18 protein-coding genes are annotated in these 17,850 nt (G+C 75.0%); 7 read left to right on the forward strand and 11 right to left on the reverse strand.

Features of this window, described 5'->3' with window-relative positions; translation table 11 throughout:
- Positions 1-40 precede the first annotated feature (40 nt).
- Genes CNX65_RS09885 through CNX65_RS09895 form a run of 3 tightly spaced genes read right to left on the reverse strand, consistent with a single transcriptional unit; the run spans position 41 to position 4,376 of the window.
- Positions 41-973 carry a carbohydrate ABC transporter permease gene (locus CNX65_RS09885; RefSeq protein WP_096497707.1) on the reverse strand — a complete coding sequence of 311 codons (933 nt, stop codon included), beginning with the start codon at positions 971-973 and terminating at the stop codon, positions 41-43.
- A complete protein-coding gene (locus CNX65_RS09890; protein ID WP_177154643.1) occupies positions 970-1,968 on the reverse strand; it encodes an ABC transporter permease in 999 nt (332 codons plus the stop codon). The genes CNX65_RS09885 and CNX65_RS09890 overlap by 4 nt, the downstream gene beginning before the upstream one ends.
- Positions 1,965-4,376: a beta-xylosidase/alpha-l-arabinosidase gene (locus CNX65_RS09895; RefSeq protein WP_096492505.1), complete on the reverse strand. Its 2,412-nt coding sequence runs from the start codon at positions 4,374-4,376 to the stop codon at positions 1,965-1,967. The genes CNX65_RS09890 and CNX65_RS09895 overlap by 4 nt, the downstream gene beginning before the upstream one ends.
- A 252-nt stretch (positions 4,377-4,628) precedes the next feature.
- Between CNX65_RS09895 and CNX65_RS09900 the strand changes: the two genes are divergently transcribed.
- Together CNX65_RS09900 and CNX65_RS09905 are read left to right on the forward strand one after the other, a co-directional pair.
- Entirely contained in the window at positions 4,629-5,666 is a 1,038-nt protein-coding gene (locus CNX65_RS09900) for a LacI family DNA-binding transcriptional regulator (protein ID WP_096492506.1), read from the forward strand.
- Between the two features lie 175 nt (positions 5,667-5,841).
- Complete coding sequence (locus CNX65_RS09905; protein ID WP_096492507.1) at positions 5,842-6,825, forward strand: acetylxylan esterase; 984 nt, start codon at positions 5,842-5,844, stop codon at positions 6,823-6,825.
- 27 nt (positions 6,826-6,852) lie between these two features.
- On the opposite strand, the gene CNX65_RS09910 is transcribed toward CNX65_RS09905, so the two are convergent.
- Positions 6,853-7,542, reverse strand: a complete 690-nt coding sequence (locus CNX65_RS09910) for a Clp protease N-terminal domain-containing protein (protein ID WP_096492508.1) — start codon at positions 7,540-7,542, stop codon at positions 6,853-6,855.
- A 62-nt stretch (positions 7,543-7,604) separates the two neighbouring features.
- Positions 7,605-7,967, reverse strand: a complete 363-nt coding sequence (locus CNX65_RS09915; protein WP_015800823.1) for a DUF2203 domain-containing protein — start codon at positions 7,965-7,967, stop codon at positions 7,605-7,607.
- 114 nt (positions 7,968-8,081) lie between these two features.
- Between CNX65_RS09915 and CNX65_RS36050 the strand changes: the two genes are divergently transcribed.
- The gene (locus CNX65_RS36050) at positions 8,082-8,969 is read left to right on the forward strand and encodes a hypothetical protein (RefSeq protein WP_198320452.1); all 888 of its coding nucleotides are present in this window, start codon (positions 8,082-8,084) and stop codon (positions 8,967-8,969) included.
- A 36-nt stretch (positions 8,970-9,005) separates the two neighbouring features.
- On the opposite strand, the gene CNX65_RS09925 is transcribed toward CNX65_RS36050, so the two are convergent.
- Positions 9,006-9,551 (reverse strand): TetR/AcrR family transcriptional regulator, encoded by a 546-nt coding sequence (locus tag CNX65_RS09925; RefSeq protein WP_096492509.1) that lies wholly within the window; start codon positions 9,549-9,551, stop codon positions 9,006-9,008.
- A 277-nt stretch (positions 9,552-9,828) separates the two neighbouring features.
- Between CNX65_RS09925 and CNX65_RS36055 the strand changes: the two genes are divergently transcribed.
- The 3 genes from CNX65_RS36055 to CNX65_RS09940 all read left to right on the forward strand — a co-directional run bounded on the left by CNX65_RS36055 (position 9,829) and on the right by CNX65_RS09940 (position 11,765).
- A complete protein-coding gene (locus CNX65_RS36055; protein WP_096492510.1) occupies positions 9,829-10,272 on the forward strand; it encodes a hypothetical protein in 444 nt (147 codons plus the stop codon).
- Between the two features lie 16 nt (positions 10,273-10,288).
- Positions 10,289-11,020, forward strand: coding sequence for an aminoglycoside 3'-phosphotransferase (locus tag CNX65_RS09935; protein WP_096492511.1), 732 nt, complete (start codon positions 10,289-10,291; stop codon positions 11,018-11,020).
- Between the two features lie 85 nt (positions 11,021-11,105).
- A complete protein-coding gene (locus tag CNX65_RS09940) occupies positions 11,106-11,765 on the forward strand; it encodes an HAD family hydrolase (protein ID WP_096492512.1) in 660 nt (219 codons plus the stop codon).
- A 57-nt stretch (positions 11,766-11,822) separates the two neighbouring features.
- On the opposite strand, the gene CNX65_RS36815 is transcribed toward CNX65_RS09940, so the two are convergent.
- Together CNX65_RS36815 and CNX65_RS09950 are read right to left on the reverse strand one after the other, a co-directional pair.
- Positions 11,823-12,413: a DUF3618 domain-containing protein gene (locus CNX65_RS36815; RefSeq protein WP_096492513.1), complete on the reverse strand. Its 591-nt coding sequence runs from the start codon at positions 12,411-12,413 to the stop codon at positions 11,823-11,825.
- Entirely contained in the window at positions 12,410-12,823 is a 414-nt protein-coding gene (locus tag CNX65_RS09950; protein WP_096492514.1) for a phage holin family protein, read from the reverse strand. Before CNX65_RS09950 ends, CNX65_RS36815 begins: the two co-directional genes overlap by 4 nt.
- A 96-nt stretch (positions 12,824-12,919) precedes the next feature.
- Between CNX65_RS09950 and CNX65_RS09955 the strand changes: the two genes are divergently transcribed.
- The gene (locus CNX65_RS09955; RefSeq protein WP_096492515.1) at positions 12,920-13,840 is read left to right on the forward strand and encodes a YihY/virulence factor BrkB family protein; all 921 of its coding nucleotides are present in this window, start codon (positions 12,920-12,922) and stop codon (positions 13,838-13,840) included.
- Between the two features lie 14 nt (positions 13,841-13,854).
- On the opposite strand, the gene CNX65_RS09960 is transcribed toward CNX65_RS09955, so the two are convergent.
- The 3 genes from CNX65_RS09960 to CNX65_RS09970 are packed head-to-tail and all read right to left on the reverse strand — an operon-like array spanning position 13,855 to position 17,803.
- The gene (locus CNX65_RS09960) at positions 13,855-14,934 is read right to left on the reverse strand and encodes an alcohol dehydrogenase catalytic domain-containing protein (protein ID WP_157767569.1); all 1,080 of its coding nucleotides are present in this window, start codon (positions 14,932-14,934) and stop codon (positions 13,855-13,857) included.
- Complete coding sequence (locus tag CNX65_RS09965; RefSeq protein WP_096492517.1) at positions 14,931-16,208, reverse strand: aspartate aminotransferase family protein; 1,278 nt, start codon at positions 16,206-16,208, stop codon at positions 14,931-14,933. Before CNX65_RS09965 ends, CNX65_RS09960 begins: the two co-directional genes overlap by 4 nt.
- Positions 16,208-17,803, reverse strand: a complete 1,596-nt coding sequence (locus CNX65_RS09970) for a trehalose-6-phosphate synthase (protein WP_096492518.1) — start codon at positions 17,801-17,803, stop codon at positions 16,208-16,210. Before CNX65_RS09970 ends, CNX65_RS09965 begins: the two co-directional genes overlap by 1 nt.
- Positions 17,804-17,850: the final 47 nt, after the last annotated feature.

The following is a 17,850-nucleotide window of genomic DNA, read 5'->3' on the forward strand; positions in this document are numbered from 1 at the left end:
CTCCTCGGGTGCGACAGCGTCGTCAACGGGCGAGAGCGCGCTACTGCTTGACCGCGCCGAGCATCACGCCCGACACGAAGAACCTCTGGACGAACGGGTAGACCACCAGGACCGGCAGGACGGTGAGCACCATCGTCACGGCCTTGATGTTCGCCGACACCTGCGCCACGTCGGCCGACCCGCCCGCGCCGACCGCGTCGGCGCCGCTGGCCCCGGCGAGCATGTTCCGCAGGTACACGGTCACCGGGAACATGTCGGCCCGGTCGAAGTACAGGAACGCCCCGAACCACGCGTTCCAGTTCGCCACCGCGTAGAACAGCACCATCGTCGCCAGCACCGCCTTGGACAGCGGCAGCACGATCCGCAGCAGCACGCCGTAGGCGCTCAGGCCGTCGACGACCGCCGCCTCCTCCAGCTCGGACGGCAGGTTCTCGAAGAACGACTTCATCACCAGCAGGTTGAACACGCTGATCGCGTTGGGCAGCACCACCGCCCAGATCGTGTTCTTCAGGCCCAGACCGGAGATCAGCACGTAGTTCGGGATCAGGCCGCCGTTGAAGAACATGGTGAACACGGCGATCCCGATCAGCAGCCCGCGCCCCTTCAGCCGCCGCTTGGACAGCACGTAGGCGTAGACCGTGGTCAGCGCCATGGCGATCGTGGTGGCCACCACCGTGTAGACCACGGTGTTCAGGTAGCCGGTCCAGAACGCCGGGTCCGCCATGACGAACCGGTAGGTCTTCAGGTCGAACCCCTGCGGCAGCAGGTTGACCCGCCCGGTGCGGATGGCCTGCTCGTCGCTGAACGACTGGGCCACGACGTTCAGGAACGGGTACAGCGTCACCGCGACCACGCCCAGCAGCAGCGCGGTGTTCACCACCCGGAACACCCGGTAGCCCGGCGTGTCGTCCAGCCCGCGCGGGGCCGCGCGCACCACCGGCTTCTCCGGCTCCCCGGCCACCTCGGGCGTCACCACAGGCTCGTCCCCACCGCTCGGCGCGAGATCGCGTTCGCGGACAGGATCAGCACCAGCCCCACCAGCGCCTCGAACAGGCCGATCGCGGCGGCGTAGCTGAAGTTGTTGGACACCAGGCCCACCCGGTACAGGTAGGTCGACACCACGTCGCCGGTCGGGTACGTCAGCGGGTTCTGCAGCAGCAGGATCTTCTCGAAGCCGACCGCCGTGAAGGTGCCCGTGTTCAGGATCAGCAGCGTCACCATCGTCGGCCGGATGCCCGGCAGCGTGATGTGCCAGGTCTGCCGCCACCGGCTCGCCCCGTCGATCCGGGCAGCCTCGTACAGCTGCTCGTCCACGGTCGTCAGCGCGGCCAGGTACAGGATCGTGCCCCAGCCGACGGTCTGCCACACCTCGGACGACACGTAGATCGTGCGGAACCAGTCCGGGGACTGGATGAACGGCACCGCCTCCGCGCCGAACAGCCGGGTGACCTGGTTGACCGTGCCCTCCACGGACACCAGCTGCATCACCATGCCCGCCACGATCACGATCGACAGGAAGTGCGGCAGGTACGCCACGGTCTGCACGAACCGCTTGAAGTAGCGCGAGCGCACCTCGTTGAGCATCAGCGCCAGCACGATCGGCAGCGGGAAGCAGAACAGCAGGGTCAGCGCGCCCAGCACGACGGTGTTGCCGAACACCGACCAGAAGTTGGGGTCCTTGACGAACATCCCCACGTACCGCAGGCCGACCCACGTCTCGCCGAACACGCTGCCGCCCGGCACGAACCGGCGGAACGCGATCACGTTGCCCAGCATGGGCAGGTAGCGGAACACCAGGAAGAACAGCAGCGGCAGCACGGCCAGCGAGTACAGCTGCCAGTCCCGGCGCAGCGCCCGCCGCCAGCTCTCCCGCCTGCCCGCGGGGCGCCCGCCGGGCCGCTTCCCGCGCCTCGGCCGCGCCTCGGCCACCGTCTCGGCGACGAGGGCGGTCTCCGGTGCGGCGGTCATGCCCCCGGAGCCTCTCCGGCGGCCACGCCCGCGAGCGCCCCCGGCGCGGCGGACCCGACCGGTCCCGGCGCGCCCTCGGACCCCACCGGCTCGACCAGCGCCGTCGCCGCCCACCGCCGGGTCGCGTGCGCCACCTCGCGCACCCCGCCCACCAGGTCCACCACCAGCTCGCCGTGCACGTCCGCGCTGGAGCGGGACACCCGCAGCCGGACCTCGCCCGGCTCCACGACCACCCGCCCGTCCAGCCCGGTGAACGCGGCCACGTCGGCGGGCACGGTCAGCACCACCCGCGCCGCGGCCCCCGCCACCAGGTCGACCTTCGCGAACCCGACCAGCCGCACCACCGGCCGCGTCACCGACGCCACCGGGTCGTGCAGGTACAGCTGCACCACGTCCGACCCGTCGACCCCGCCGGTGTTGCGCACCTCCAGCTCCACCCGCACCTCGCCGTCCACCGGCCACTCCGCCGCCGACACCGAGGGCTCGGACCAGGTGAACCCGCCGTACGACAGCCCGTGCCCGAACGGGAACGCGGGCGTGGGGTCCACAGTGGACACCGCGGTGCGCCGCCCCAGCGGCGGCGACAGGTACGTCCCCGGCTGCCCGGACGGATCGGCCGGGACGCCCACCGGCAACCTGCCTGACGGGTTGACCGCGCCGGTCAGCACCTCGGCGATCGCCCGCCCGCCGAGCTGGCCGGGGAAGAACGCCTGCACCGCCGCCGCCGACCCCGCCACCAGGTCGCCCACCGCGTAGGGGCGGCCGGTGATCAGCAGCAGCACCACCGGCGTCCCGGTCGCCAGCACCTCCCGCACCAGCTCCGCCTGCACGCCCGGCAGGGTCAGGTCGGTCGCGTCGCAGCCCTCGCCGGACGTGCCGCGCCCGAACAGCCCGGCCCGGTCGCCCACCGCCACCACGCACACGTCCGCGTCCCGCGCCGCCGCCACCGCGTCGGCGAACCCGGACCGGTCCTCGACGTCGACCGGGCAGCCCACCGCGTGCGCCACCTCGACGCCCAGCTCCCGCAGCCCGTCCCGCACGGTCGGGATCTCCAGCCCCAGCCCGGCCTCCGGGTGGTGCACGCCGATGTGCGCGGGGAACGAGTAGCAGCCCAGCACCGCCATCGGGTCGTCCGCCAGCGGCCCGACGAGCGCGACCCGCGCGGACGGCCGCAGCGGCAGCGCGCCGCCGCCGTTGGCCAGCAGCACCACCGACTCGCGCGCCAGCTCCAGCGCGATCGTCCGCGAGCCCGCGTCGTCCAGCTCCAGCGAGTCCACCGACTCGGGCAGCGGCGACCAGTCCGGGTCGAGCAGTCCCAGCTCCGCCTTCTGCGCCAGCACCCGGCGCGCCGCCCGGTCCACCAGCTCCTCCGGGACGTCGCCGCGCGAGACGGCGCGCAGCAGCGGTTCCCCGTAGCAGCGCACGGTCGGCAGCTCGACGTCGATCCCCGCGCGCAGGGCGAGCGCGGCGGCCCGCTCCTCGTCGCCCGCGACGCCGTGCAGGGTCTGCAGGAACTTGATCGAGAAGTAGTCCGCGACCACGGTCCCGGTGAAGCCCCACCCCTCGCGCAGCAGCCCGGTGAGCAGCCCGGCGTCGGCGGCCGACGGCACGCCGTCCAGCTCGCTGTAGGAGTTCATCACCGACCGCGCGCCGCCGTCGCGCACCGCCATCGCGAACGGCGGCAGCACCACGTCGGCCAGCTCGCGCGGCCCGATGGACACCGGCCCGAGGTTGCGGCCCGCCCGCGAGGCCGAGTAGCCCGCGAAGTGCTTGAGGGTGGCCACGACCCCGGCGTCCTCCAGCCCCCGCACGTACGCGGCGCCGACCACGCCGACCAGCAGCGGGTCCTCGCCGATGGTCTCCTCGGTGCGCCCCCAGCGGTAGTCGCGGGTCACGTCCAGCACCGGCGCGAGCCCCTGGTGCACGCCCGCCGCCCGCATCGACGCGCCGATCCGCCCGGCCATGGCCCGGACCAGCTCCGGCCGGAACGAGGCGCCCCAGGACAGCGGGGCCGGGTGCGCGGTCGCGCGCCAGGCGGCGAACCCGGTCAGGCACTCCTCGTGCACCAGCGCGGGGATCCCGAACCGGCTGGCTGCGGTGATCTGCTCCTGCGCGGAGGCCAGCGACCGCGCGCCGAGCGCCGGGTCGACCGGCCTGGTGCCGAACGGCCTGGTCAGCTGGCCGAGCCCGGCGGAGATCACCTCGGTCCAGTCGACGGGGTCGCCGGTCAGCTCGGACTGGTGCGGCGCGACGTCCCCGCCCTCGGGGTCGGCCCCCACCCAGACGCCCACGAGCTGGGCGAGCTTCTCGCGGAGCGTCATGGCCGAGAGCAGCGCCTCGACCCGATCGGCCACCGGCAGGCGCGCGTCCCGCCAGGGGGAGCCACCGTCCGCCGTCCTGTTCGCCATCGACCAGGTACCTCCGCTTCACGTCCTCGTGAATGGCCGAAAGTATCGAAAGCTAGCCCGACATGCCGGCCCGGTGGGCAGACCGTAAGACCCGTGATCCACCACGTCAACACCCCGTGACCCTTTTGCTTCCAGGGCATTCCCGGTCATTCTGTGACCGTTCGTTGGCAAGCGGAGTCGGAAGCTCTACGCTCTGGCACCGAAACTTTAGGTCCGGCGCGTGCCGGGCTACTCGGCCGAACGGGGTACCGCATGAGCACGCCGCCCACACCGGACCCGGAGCCCGGCCACCCCGCCTCGATCACCTCGATCGCGGCCGAGGCCGGGGTGTCCGTCCCGACCGTCTCCAAGGTCCTCAACGGCAGGCCCGACGTGGCCGCCGAGACCAGGGCGCGGGTCGAGGGCCTGATCGAGCGCAGCGGCTACCGGCGCAGGCGCGCCCGCCAGTCGTCCCGGCCCGCGCTGGTCGACCTGGTGTTCCACGAGATGAACTCGGTGTGGGCCACGCAGATCATCCGGGGCGTCGAGCGGGCCGCCGCCGAGGAGCGCGCCGCCGTGGTGCTGTCCGAGCTGGGCGGCGCGCACCGGCCGCCCGGCGAGTGGTTCGACGACCTGCTCGCCCGCCGCCCGCTCGGCGTGATCCTGGTGCTGGCGGAGCTGGACGAGGAGCAGCGGGCCCGGCTGACCGCGCGCAGCATCCCGTTCGTGTTCGTGGACACCGCGGGCGAGCCGCCGCCGGGCGTGCCCACCGTCGGCTCCACCAACTGGGCGGGCGGACTGGCCGCCACCCGGCACCTGATCTCGTTGGGGCACCGGCGGATCGCGGTGATCTCCGGGCCGACCGCCGTGCTGTGCAGCCGGGCCCGCGTCGACGGCTACCGCAGCGCGCTGGAGTCCGGCGGCATCCCGGTCGCGCCGGAACTGGTGCGGTACGGCGACTTCTACGTCAACGGCGGCTACTCGCACGGCATGGACCTGCTCACCCGCCCCGACCGGCCGACGGCCATCTTCGCCGGGTCGGACTTCCAGGCGCTGGGCGTGATGCGCGCGGCGGGCGAGCTGGGGCTGTCGGTCCCCGGCGACCTGTCGATCGTGGGCTACGACGACCTGCCCGTCACCGAGTGGATCGGGCCCGGCCTGACCACGGTCCGCCAACCGCTGCCCGAGATGGCGGCGACGGCGGCGCAGATGGTGTTCACGCTGGCGCGCGGCGAGCGGCCCGCCGTGGAGCGGATAGACCTCGCGACGGAGCTGGTGGTGCGCCAGAGCACCGCGCCGCCGCGCGGCTGACCCCGGCAGCCGGAGCCGCAGCCGGACCCGCCGCCGGAGCCCAGCCCGTTGCCGGAGCCGGACCCGCCGCCGGAGCCGAACCCGCTGCCGCAGGCCCTCCGCGGACTCGCCCCGTCGCCGGACCGCCGATCCCCGCCGCCGCCCGCCCCGTCACCGCACCGAGAGGACAAGCGCCGTGCCCCTGTTCGACCTCCCGCTCGACCAGCTGCGCGACCACCGGCCCGACGTCCCCGAGCCCGCCGGGTTCGACGCCTTCTGGAAGTCCACGATGGACGACGCCCGCTCGCGCGAACCGCTGCTGTCGCTGGACCCCGTCGACACCGGCCTGACCCTCCTGCGCACCTGGGACGTCGCCTTCACCGGCTTCGGCGGCCACCCGATCCGCGCCTGGTACTCCCGCCCGCCCGGCGACGAGCCCCTGCCCGCGGTCGTGGAGTACCTCGGCTACGGCCGGGGGAGGGGCCTGCCGCAGGAGCGGCTGCTGTGGCCGTGCGCCGGGTACGCGCACCTGCTGGTCGACACGCGCGGTCAGGGCGGCCAGCACGGCAGCGGTGGCGACACCCCCGACCCGGTCGGCTCCGGCCCGTCCACGCCGGGCTTCCTGACCAGGGGCGTCGAGGACCCGGAAACCGCTTACCTGCGCCGGGCGCTGACCGACGCGGCCCGCGCGGTGGACACCGCCGCCGTCCTCCCCGGTGTGGACCCCACCCGGATCGCCGTGGTGGGCAACAGCCAGGGCGGCGGGTTCGCCATCGCCGCCGCCGGGCTCAGCGGCGGCGCGTCCGCCCTGCTGGCCAGCGCGCCGCTGCTGTGCCACATCGCCCGCAACGTGCTGATCACCGACGCGCACCCGTACGGCGAGATCGTCCAGCACCTCGCGGTGCGCAGGCACCTGGCCGAGCGCGTCCTGGACACCCTGTCCCACTTCGACGCGGTCCACTTCGCCCGCCGCACCACCGCCCCCGCGCTGTTCGCCACGGGTCTGCGCGACACCATCTGCCCGCCTTCCGGTGTGTTCGCCGCGTTCAACGCGCTGGCCGGGGACGACACCGAGATCGCCGTCTACCCGTTCAACCACCACGAGCACGGGGAGGCCGTGCACGCCGAGCGCCAGGTCCGCTGGCTGGGCGAGCGGTTCAGGCCAGCGCCAGCACGATGAGCAGCGCCAGCACCACCACCCGCGCGCTCACCCCCGCTGCTCCAACCTGCTGATCCGCTCCACCAGCGGCGCCAGCTCCCGCCGCACCAGCCCGGTCACGGCGGCGAGCGCGGCGTCCTGGTCCGGCGCGGGCGTGTTGGCGCGCAGCTGCTCGTACCCGCTCAGCGCGGCGGTCACCGCCCGCCGCGCCGACCGCACGTCCACCCCGGCCTCGCGCAGCGCCCGCCCGCCGCCGCCGCCGGGCTCGACGACCAGCCCGAGCAGCAGGTGCTCGCAGCCCACGTAGTTGTGCCCGAGCCCCAGCGCCTCCACCACGGCCAGCTCCAGCGCGCTCGCGGCCTCCGCGCTCCAGCTCGACCCCCCGGCGGCGCCGGACCGCTCGGGGAGGGTCCTGCGGAGCGCGGCGACGTCCACGTCCAGGGCGGGCAGCACGCGCAGCGCGAGGTTGTCGCCCTCGGACAGCAGGCCGTGCAGCAGGTCGGAGGTGCCGACCTCGCCGGTGGCGCGCCCGACGGCCAGCCGCAGCGCGCCCCGGAACCGGTCGGTGGCGCGGGCCCCGTCGAGCGCGGACAGGTCGGCGGGGTCGGCGGCCCGGATCGCGGCGACCCGGCGCACGGACTGCTCCAGCGCGCGCTGGCAGATCGCGGAGACCGGCACGTTCAGCGAGCGCACGGTCTCGGCCAGGTCGTCCGGCAGGTAGACGTTGATCTTCGGCATGACCGCCTCCTCGTGGGGGTATGGACGTACCCCCACAGGTAACCCCACATGGGGTCACACCGTCAAGGGAGCCTGCGCCGCCCGGCGAACCCGATGTCGGCCCGGTGGTACCACTCCAGCGCCCGGTCTCCCTCCAACCAGCACAGCAGCACCGGGACGCCGTCCAGGTCGGCGGGGAAGTCGACCAGCAGCGGGGCGAACCCCTTCAGCTCGGCCCCGGTGTCCTGCACGGCGGTCATCAGCTCGTCCAGCCGGGCCTGGGCCGCCTTCAGCTCGGGCAGCCCGCCCAGCGGCGAGGGCGAGCCCCCGTCGGCGCGCGAGGCGGCCAGCTCGGCGGCGTCGGCGCGCAGGGCGACGATCTCGTCGAGCACGGGCATGAGGGCGGTCAGCTCGGCCTTGGCCTCGTCCACGGTGAACAGTCCCACCGGGGCAGCCTAACCACGCGCGCCCGACCGCCCGCCCCGGCCGCCGCCGCCCCCCGCGCCGCCCGACCGGCCGGTAACACCGCGCGCCCGCGGCCGATGGTCGTGGTGGAACCGTTGCGGAACGAGGGGGAGCAGAACGTGCGGGAGAACTCCAGCGAGGGTTTCTGGTTGTTACCGGGGAACCTGCCGGTGCCGCTCACGGGGGTCGAGCAGCACCAGGACGTCCTCGCGGCCTACGACGCGCCCCCCGGCGGGCACAGCGAGGTCCAGGTCGAGCTGGTCGTCCTCGCGCCCGCCGTGGGGGCGCGGACCGTCGAGGCCAGGATCGGGGGGAGGCGGGTCGGCCAGCTGAACCCGGCGATGTCCCTGCGCTACGCCGGGCTGCTGGAGCGGGCGGCGGCCAGCGGCGTGCGGCCGGTGTGCGAGGCGAAGGCCAAGCGCGGCCGGTTCGGCATCGAGCTGACCGTCATGGTGCCCGCCGACCCGGACTCCCGGCACCCCGGCGCCGGGGCCCCGAAGCCGCCGCGCGCGGCGACCCCCGTGCCCGCGGCGAAGTCGCGCAAGCCGCTGTGGATCTCGGCGGGGGTCGTGCTGGCGCTGATGATCGCGGCGCTCGCGGTCAACGCGCGGCAGCAGAGCAGCCAGGCGGGGAGCGTCGCACCGCTCGTCACCTCCAGCTCGGTCGCGCCCACGACCACCACCACCACCACCACCACGATGCCGGTCACGACCGCTCCGGTGACCACTACCGCTCCGGCGGCCGCGGAGGAGCTGATCCCGCCGGTCTCGCTGGTGGTCCCGCCCCTGGGCGGCACCTCGGCGGCCCCGGCCGACGACGGCTGCCACCCCAACTACGCCGACGCCTGCGTCCCGATCGCCGAGGACGTCGACTGCGCGGGCGGCAGCGGCAACGGCCCGGCGTACGTGCGGGGCCCGGTCCGCGTGGTCGGCGAGGACGTCTACGACCTGGACCGCAACAACGACGGCGTCGCCTGCGAGTGAGCCCGCGGCGAGGTCCCGCCCCGGAGCGGGACCTCGCTACGCCCGCAGCGCCGCGACCACCAGCCCCAGCACCCGCTCGGCCTGCCGCTCGCCGTCCGGCCCCGGCGGCACCCGCCACATGCCGCCCATCAGCAGCAGCACGTCGTCGGCCGCCAGCCCCGCGCGGAACACCCCCGCCCTCGTCCCGGCCGCCAGCAGCGCCGCGACCGCGGCGGACACCTGCGCGTAGGACTCGCTGACCAGGTTCTCCCGCGTGGCCGCGCTGAACGCCTCGCCCAGCCCGTGCTTGACCTTCACGTACCCGGCGAGCCCCGAGGCCCACCGCCGGAACGCCTCCTCGGGCCCGACCTCGGCCAGCAGCCGCGGCGCCCGGTCCACCAGCCGCTGCACCTCGTGCCGGTACACCGCGAGCACCAGCTCCTCGCGGGTCGGGAAGTGCCGGTAGAGCGTCCCCGCGCCGACGCACGCGCGCTTGGCGATGGAGTTCAGCGAGGCGCACCCGGACTCGGCCAGCGCGTCCCGCGCGACCTCCAGGATGCGCTCGCGGTTGACCAGCGCGTCGGCCCGTCTGGCAGGGGGCATGTGCGGACTCCTGGGGTGGTGGTGGCGGAGAGCGCTCCGGTTCCGGGTCGGGCGGCCACAGGATACGGACAATTCGCCCAGAAAGGGGTCACCGGGGTGTGGCGCGGCGCGGCGCGACCGGCGCCCCGGCCCCCGCCAGGCGTCCCCCGTCCGAGCCGGGGTGAGCATCCCCACAGGCAGGTCGTCACGCAAGGTGCTTGTTGGGTCACCGAACGGTGTGGCAGGGTTCCCGACCGGATCGCTCGCGTCCGGCCGGGCGGAGTGAGGAACCCAGCGCATGGCCGACGGCTTCACCGCCCTCTACCGGACCGGCTGGTCCCCCAGGCGCGTCGAGCGCCCCACCGCCTCGCGCGCGGTGGCGGTCGCCGACCGGGGCGTCCGCTGCGCGATGCGCCGCGTCGCGCCCGAGGCCGTCGTGGAGGAGTCCCCCCTGGACGCCGACCCCGACGCCCAGGACCGGCTGATCACCCTCGTCCTCACCAGGGCCCGGCAACTCGGCGACGCCCTGCTCGGCCTGGCCGTTGACCGCGGCGGAACCACCCGCGCCCTGGACCTCGACGGTGTGGTCCTGGGCCGCCCCGTCCCCGTCGACCACGTCCCCGACCTGCTGATCCTGCGCCCCGAGGTGGCCGTGCGGCACCCCGAGCTGTCCCGCTGCGGCCTGCGCGTCTGCGGCCCGTTCACCGCCTTCGACCCCGCCGGTCTCCTCGACCGCCTCTGACCGGCACACTGTCCCCGTGGACGACTGGACCCCCGTGACCACCGGCCTGTCCGGCGCGCGGGTGCGCCGCAGCCCGGACGGCCGCCACCACCGCAAGACCTCCGCCGACGTCGCCGCCCTCGCCGCCGAGCGCGACCGCCTGCTCTGGCTCGCGGGCACCCCGGTCGGCGCGCCCGAGGTGGTCGACTGGTCCGACACCGGCGTCCTGGTCACCACCACCCTCCCCGGCGTGCCCGCCTCCGACCTGCCGCCGTCTGCCGTCCCCGCCGCGATGACCGCGCTCCTGGCGTTCCTCGACGTCCTGCACGCCCTCCCGGACTGCCCGTTCGACCGCCGCCTCGCGGTCACCGTCCCGGAGGCCGAGGGCAACGTCGCCTGCGGGCGCGTGGACGAGTCCGACTTCGACGACGCCCGCCTCGGTCGGTCGGCGGGGGAGCTGCTGGACCTGCTGCGCGCGGGCCGCGACCGGGCGGCGGCGCACGAGGAGCGCGACCTCGCGGTGTGCCACGGCGACTTCAGCCTGCCCAACGTCCTGCTCGACCCGGACACCGCGCGCGTCACCGGAGTCCTCGACGTCGGCAGGCTCGGGCTCGCCGACCGCCACCAGGACCTCGCCCTGCTGGCCCGCTCGGCGGGCGCCCCCGACCTGAACCCCGCCTACGGCGCGAGCCCCGCGGCCCACCAGGTCCTCGCCCGCACCGACCCGTGGCGCGTGGACTACTACCAGCTGCTCGACGAGTTCTTCTGATCCTCCCGGCCACGCCCGCGCGACTGCGGGAACGCACACCGCCGCGCCGCGCCGACCCGCCCCACCCGCACTACGGTGGGGACACGTGGACAACGACAGCACGTTCGACGCCGTCCTGTTCGACTTCTCCGGCACCCTCTTCGACGACACCGGCGTGCTCGACGCCCGCGGCCTCGCCGCCCGCACCGGCCTTCCCGAGCCGGAGGCGGCGACAACCCTGAGCCGGGTGCTCGCTCACGTGGACTCGCCGGCCTCGCTCAAGGCCCGCAAGGGCGGCGACCTGTCCGTCGAGGCGCACCGCGCGGTGTGGACGGGCCTGATCGCCGAGGCGGGACCGTTCCCGGACGGCGTGGTGGAGGCCGTCTACGCGGGCCTGACCGACCCGGCGGGCTGGCGCCCCTACCCCGACGCCCTCCCGGTGCTCACCGAGCTGCGCGCCCGCGGCCTCAAGCTCGGCGTGCTCAGCAACATCGGCTGGGACCTGCGCCCCGCGCTCGCGGCGGCCGGGGTGCTGGAGCTGCTCGACGTCGTGGTGCTCTCCTGCGAGCACGGCGTGGAGAAGCCCGACCCCGAGCTGTTCGCCGTCGCCAGGCGGGAGCTGCCCGGCCGGGTGCTGTACGTGGGCGACGACCCGGTCAAGGACGGCGCGGCCGTGCGCGCCGGGATGCCCGTCTACCTGCTGCCCAGCGAGCGCTCGGTGGACCGGCCGCGCGGTCTGTCCGCCGTGCTGCGCCTGGCCGCCTGACCACCCGCCCGGCGCGCCACCCCTGGGCGCGCCGGGCCACCCCTCACCTGCCGACCCTCACCTGCCGCGCCGCGCCAACCGCCACACCAGCAGCCCCACCGCCACCACGCCCGCGACCACCGCGGCCGGGTGCTCCCTGAGGGCCCGGCGCGCGGGCGGCGGCAGCTGCTCGACCGCGTGCGAGGCCCGGCCCCGCGCCTGGTCGGCCACGACCGCGGCCCGGTCCGCGACCTCCGCCGCCTTGACCTTCGCCTCGTCCGCGACCGCGCCGACCTTCACCTTGGCGTCGCCCGCGACCGCGCCGACCTTCTCCGCCGCCCTCTCCGCGACCTCGGCGGCCTTGACCTTGGCCTCCCCGGCCAGCTCCTCCGCCCGCACCCGCGCCTGACCGGCCACCGCGGCGGCCCCGTCGGCGAGCTCCTCCGCCTTCACCTTCGCCTCACCAGCCACCTCTGCCACCTTCCCCTTGACCTCGTCCACCACGTCCGACGCCCGCGCCTTCACGTCCTCGGCCGCCTCCCGCGCCCGCGCGGGCACGTCCACCTTGTGCACCAGGGCCTCGACCGTGTCGCCCAGCTCCCGCCGGGTCAGCTCGATGTCGAGCTCCAGCTCCCGCCGGTTCTCCGGGATGCCTCCGGGCCCGGTCACCGGTGCGCCCGCTCGCTCACGGCGGCCAGGTCGCGCTTGACCCCGGCCACGGCCTGCTCGGGGATCGGCGGCGCGGCCCGCCGCAGCTGCCCGCGCCCGATCAGCGCCAGCGCCCCGGCCACCACGAACACCCCGCCCGCCACCACCAGGGCGGCGCCCCAGGCGGGCATGACCTGCGCCAGCGCCAGGATCAGCGCGGCGACCAGCGCCATCACGCCGAACCAGGCCAGCACCCCGGCCCCGCCCAGCAGCCCGGCGCCGCGCCCGGCCTTCTTGCCCTTCTCCTGCACCTCCAGCACCGCGAGCCGGATCTCCTCGCGGGCGAGCCTGCTCACCTGCTCGCTCAACCTGCCGACCAGCTCCCCCGTGGACGGGTCCGCCCGGTCGGCGGCGGCGGTGACCTGCTCCATGACCGTCTCCTCTCCCAAGCCTCCACTCCGACTACCCCGGTCACGCCGGGTCAACCGCGTGGTGTGGGTGACCTCCGTTCGGGCAAACCGCCGGTCATGGCCCAATCACCCGCCGCGCCCACCGAGCTGCCCAAGCGGTCCTGGTGGGCCGTCCTCAAGCGCACCGCAACGGAGTTCACCGAGGACGGCCTGATGGACCGCGCCGCCGCGCTGACCTACTACGCCGTGCTGTCGCTGTTCCCCGGAGTGCTGCTGCTCACCGGTCTGCTGGGGATCCTCGGCCCGGACGCCAAGCAGACCCTCGTGGACAGCCTGTCCGCGCTCGGCCCCGGCCCGGCGCGCGACATCCTCGTCCAGGCTCTGGACAGCCTGCGCCCGTCCGTCGCCGGACCCGTCGCGATCTTCGGCCTGGCCACCGCGCTGTGGTCGGCCTCCGGCTACGTCGGCGCGTTCATGCGCGCGGCGAACGCCATCTACGAGGTGGACGAGGGCCGCCCGCTGTGGAAGCTCCTGCCGCTGCGCGTCCTGCTGACCCTCGGGGTCGTGGTGCTGCTCGCGCTGGTCGCGGCGGGCACGGCCCTCACCGGCGACGTCGCGGTGTGGGTGGGGGACCTGGTGGGGCTGGGCCGCGAGGCCGTCGCGGTGTGGGACCTGGCGAAGTGGCCGGTGCTGCTCCTGCTGGCCAGCGCCGCGATCGGGCTGCTGTACTGGGCCTCGCCGAACGTGCGCCAGCCGAGCTGGCTGTGGATCACGCCCGGCGGGCTGCTCGCGGTGCTGCTGTGGGTGATCGCCTCGTTCGGCTTCGGCTTCTACGCCACCCACGCGGGCTCGTACGACAAGACCTACGGGCCGCTCGCGGGCGTGGTGGTGTTCCTGGTGTGGCTGTGGATCTCCAACATCGCGCTGCTGCTCGGCGCGGAGCTGGACGCCGAGCTGGAGCGCGGGCGCCGCATGGAGGCGGGGCAGGCCGAGGACCACGAGCCGGTCGCCCCGCCCCGCGACACCAGGGCCATGTGACCCGCGGGGGCGACCTACCGGCGGACCACGACCTTGCCGAGCTGCCGACCCGACACCAGCTCCCGCAGCACGTCCGGCAGCTCGGCCAGGCGCACCACCCGCGTCACCAGCCGCTCCACGCCCAGCCGCTCGTCGGCGACGGCCTCGATCGCGGTGGCGAAGTCCCGCGGCGCGGTGCCGTAGCTGCCGCCCAGCACCACGGGGGAGCCCCGCCACCCCGCCTCGACCCGCAGCTCACCGCGCCGCACCGCGTCCAGGTCCACGTCCAGCCCGGCCAGCCGCTGACCGGCGCGGGTGCCGCCGTACAGCAGCACCAGCCCGCCGGGCCGCACCAGGTCCAGCGCCTGAACCAGCAGCTCGTCCACCACGAAGCTCGCCGCGACCACGACCGCGTCCGGCCGCTCCCGATCACCCGCACCACCCGCGGCGGACGGCAGCACACCCCGCTCCCGCAGGAAGTCCACCCGGTCCGCCGACCGGTTCCGCAGCGCCACCCGCGCCCCGGCCCGCTCGGCGAGCGCCGCGATCAGCACCCCGGCGATCCCGGCCCCGAGCACGTGCACCGACCGGCCCGCGACCTCGGTCCCCAGGTGCCGCCGCACCGCGCCCAGGCAGTGCGCCGCGCACGCCGCCGGTTCCGCGAACACCAGCCGCTCCGCCGGAACCCCTTCCGGCACAACGGGGAGCGCGAGCCGCACCTCCCCGGCGTCCCCGCGCACCCGCACCAGGTCGGCGAACCCGCTGCCCCGCGCCACCGGCCGGTTCGGGTCCAGGCACACCCGCGCCCCGACCGCCAGCCCCGGCACGTCGCTGTCCACGACCCGCCCGACCAGCTCGTGCCCGAACTGCCCCGGCCCGCCCCTGGTGCCCGCGACCTCCTTCAGGTCCGACCGGCACACCCCCATCAGCTCCACGTCGACCAGCGCGCCCCCGCCTGCCCCGGCGTCCCCGGTGACCAGCACCGGACCCGCCTCGGCCAGCTCGACCACCCGCCCGGCCGCGCCGGAAACCCCTCGCGCGCCTGCGGAACCGCGCGCGGTCGCGCCGGGGGAGCCGACCCCCGGCGCGCCCCGGCCCGTCGTCCCACCGCTCACAGCCCGTCCAACGCCTCTCCGAACCGGTCCGCGACCAGGTGCGCGTCCTCGACGCTCAGCACCAGCGGGGGCCGCAGCTCGATCACGTTGCCCTCGCCGTGCTCGGACACCCTGGTCACCACCCCGCGCGCGGCCAACCGCTCCTGCAGCGCGGTCGCCAGCCTCGGCGAGCGCGACCCGTCCGGCTCTGCCAGCTCCACCCCGAGCATCAGCCCGACCCCGCGCACCTCGTCCAGCGCCGGGTGCTCCAGCGCCCGCAACCGCTCCAGCAGCACCGACCCGACCTCCCGCACGTGCGCCAGGAACTCCGGCCGCCGCACGACGTCCAGCGTCACGACGGCCGCCGCGGCGGACAGCGTGTGCCCGCCGTAGGTGAACCCGTGCATCGAGCGCGGCATCCCCACCAGCTCCTCGGTGGTGATGATCGCCGCGAGCGGCAGCCCGCTGCCGGTCAGCCCCTTCGACACGGTGATCACGTCCGGGGTGACGCCGAAGTGGTCGGCGGCGAACACGCTGCCGGTGCGCCCGAGCCCGGTCTGGTTCTCGTCGAACACCAGCACGATCCCGCGCTCGGTGCAGAACTCCCGCAGCCGCGCCAGGTATCCCGGCGGCGGCACGATGTTGCCGCCCACCCCGCTGATCGGCTCGACCACCATCGCCGCCACGCTCCCGGAGGAGGCGTAGCGCAGGAAGTCCTCGATCCGGTCCACGCACCACAGCCCGCACGAGTCCGGCGTCTTGCCGTAGAAGCACCGGTGGCAGTAGGCGTCCGGCACCCGCACCGCGCCCGGCAGGTGGTACGGGAACGGCTCGCGCATCCGCGAGGTCCCGTTGTAGCTGGCGGTCGCGATGGTCTGGCCGAGGTGCCCCCGGAACGGCACCACCACGTCGCGCTTGCCGGTGTGCCACTGGGCCATCTTGATGGCGCCCTCGTTGGCGGTGGACCCGCCCGCGCTGCGCAGGTTGACCCGGTCCAGCCCGTCCGGCGCCAGCTCCGCGAGCAGCTCCAGCACCCGGTTGGTCGGCGCGGTCTGGAACGAGGAGCTGGCGAACACCAGCTCGTCGGCCTGCCGCTTGACCGCCGCCACCACCTCGGGGTGGTTGTGCCCCAGCACGAGGTTGAACGTGCCGGACACGCAGTCCAGGTACTCGCGCCCCGACTCGTCCCACACCCGCACGCCCTCGCCGCGCACCAGCAGCGCGTCGCCGAGGCCGTAGTAGGCGGCGTCGTGCGCGGCCTGACTGCCCTGCCTGACCGCGTCCCGCGCCGTCATCAGCGCAGCCCCAGGCTGGCCAGCTGGTCGTCCACCCACCGCTCCAGCGTCCACGGCCGCGCGGTGTCCCGCCGCACCTGCGCCGCCCGCGCCCGGTCCTCGCGCGGGGCCAGCAGCCCGGCCGCGATCGCCTCGGCCTGCTCGGCGACGTCCTGCGGGTTCACCTCCCGGCACACCGGCCCGAGGATCTCCGCGGCGCCCGCCAGCTCCGACAGCACCACGTCCGCGTCCCGCCGGTTCACCAGCGGGGCCTCGAACACGCTCAGGTTCTGACCGTCCACAGTGGAGTTGAACACCAGCAGGTCGGCCCGCTCGAAGCAGCCGAAGGTGTGGTTCACGTCGTTGTCGCAGTGCGTGCGCACGGTGTCCGCGCCCAGCTCGGCGTTGGCCCGCTCGACCTCCTCCTCCACCCGGCGCACGTAGTCGGCGTTGGCGGGCACGTACAGCCGGTTGGGGTTCATCCGCACCAGCATCCGCGTCCCGCGCAGCTCCGGGTTGTCCTGCACGGCGCGGGTGAACGCCCGCACCGCCCGCCAGCCGTTCTTGATCGGGTCGGTGCGCCCGGAGTGCACCACGAGCTTCGCGTCACCGGCCCACTCGGCGATCCCCGGCGGCAGCGCGGACTCCCGGCGCCGCACGGTCTCCGGGCTGTACCCGAGCGGCTGGGCGAGCACCCGCGTGGTGCGCCCGCGCCGGCGCACGGACGTGCCCTCCACCTCGGCGTCCGGCAGCAGGTCGGCTACGCAGGCCAGGAAGTTGCGCACCCAGCGGGCGCTGAAGAAGCCGATGACGTCGGAGGCGAGCATCCCCTCCAGCACGCTCACCCGCACCTGCTTGGGCATGATCCGCCAGTAGTCCGCGGACGGCCAGGGGATGTGCACGAACAGCAGGATCGGCGCGTCCGGCCGCGCCGCCCGCACGTGCTGCGGCACCCGCACGAGCTGGTAGTCGTGCACCAGGAACACCGGCGAGTCCACGCCTTCGGAGCGGCGCAGCAGCTCGTCGGCGAAGTCCTCGGTGAAGCGCCCGAACAGCTCCCACACCTCGCGCGTGGACCCGTCGAACGTGGGCGTGGTCCACCGGTCCCAGCCGTAGTTGTTGCCCGCCCACATGAGCTCGGCGGTGAACAGGTCCTGCACCGCCCGGAACACCTGGCGGTCGTGCCGGATCTGGTGCAGCCGGATGGACCGCCCGGAGGGCAGCTCGACGACCGCGCCGTCCGGGTTCTGCTCGACCGCGCGGTGGTCGTCGTCGGTGTCGGCGCTGGCGATCCAGGACACGTCGAGGTACCCGGCCTGCTCGGCGACGACGTTCCCGGTGCCACCGGGGGCGAGCCAGGCGCGGAGCTCGCCGGCCTCGTCGGGCGCGTAGGTGACGACGGCGCGCTTGCTGGCGAGGAACAGGTGCTCGGCGCGGAGGGGGGCGGCGGGGGAGGCGTCGGGCGTGGCCCGCGCGCCCGCCTGGGTGGTCGGGGTGGGGATCGGGTTCCGGGCCGGGTCCTGCGCCGCGCTGCGGGCCGGGGCCGGGGCCGTGCTCTGCGCCGGGTCCGGGTCCGGGTTCGCTGCGCCGGTAGGGTCGGTGTGCTGCTGCGTCAACGGTCCTCCACTGCTCGGACTTCCTCGGGTCGTCCTGCTCCAGCTGG

The organism is Actinosynnema pretiosum, from assembly GCF_002354875.1.
Taxonomy (GTDB): domain Bacteria; phylum Actinomycetota; class Actinomycetes; order Mycobacteriales; family Pseudonocardiaceae; genus Actinosynnema; species Actinosynnema auranticum.

Bases quoted from the DNA above. Each gene is read 5' to 3' on its own strand.
- CNX65_RS09890 (WP_177154643.1), bottom strand. From the start codon at position 1,968: ATGACCGCCGCACCGGAGACCGCCCTCGTCGCCGAGACGGTGGCCGAG.
- CNX65_RS09895 (WP_096492505.1), bottom strand. From the start codon at position 4,376: ATGGCGAACAGGACGGCGGACGGTGGCTCCCCCTGGCGGGACGCGCGC.
- CNX65_RS09900 (WP_096492506.1), top strand. From the start codon at position 4,629: ATGAGCACGCCGCCCACACCGGACCCGGAGCCCGGCCACCCCGCCTCG.
- CNX65_RS09910 (WP_096492508.1), bottom strand. From the start codon at position 7,542: ATGCCGAAGATCAACGTCTACCTGCCGGACGACCTGGCCGAGACCGTG.
- CNX65_RS09925 (WP_096492509.1), bottom strand. From the start codon at position 9,551: ATGCCCCCTGCCAGACGGGCCGACGCGCTGGTCAACCGCGAGCGCATC.
- CNX65_RS36055 (WP_096492510.1), top strand. From the start codon at position 9,829: ATGGCCGACGGCTTCACCGCCCTCTACCGGACCGGCTGGTCCCCCAGG.
- CNX65_RS09950 (WP_096492514.1), bottom strand. From the start codon at position 12,823: ATGGAGCAGGTCACCGCCGCCGCCGACCGGGCGGACCCGTCCACGGGG.
- CNX65_RS09955 (WP_096492515.1), top strand. From the start codon at position 12,920: ATGGCCCAATCACCCGCCGCGCCCACCGAGCTGCCCAAGCGGTCCTGG.
- CNX65_RS09965 (WP_096492517.1), bottom strand. From the start codon at position 16,208: ATGACGGCGCGGGACGCGGTCAGGCAGGGCAGTCAGGCCGCGCACGAC.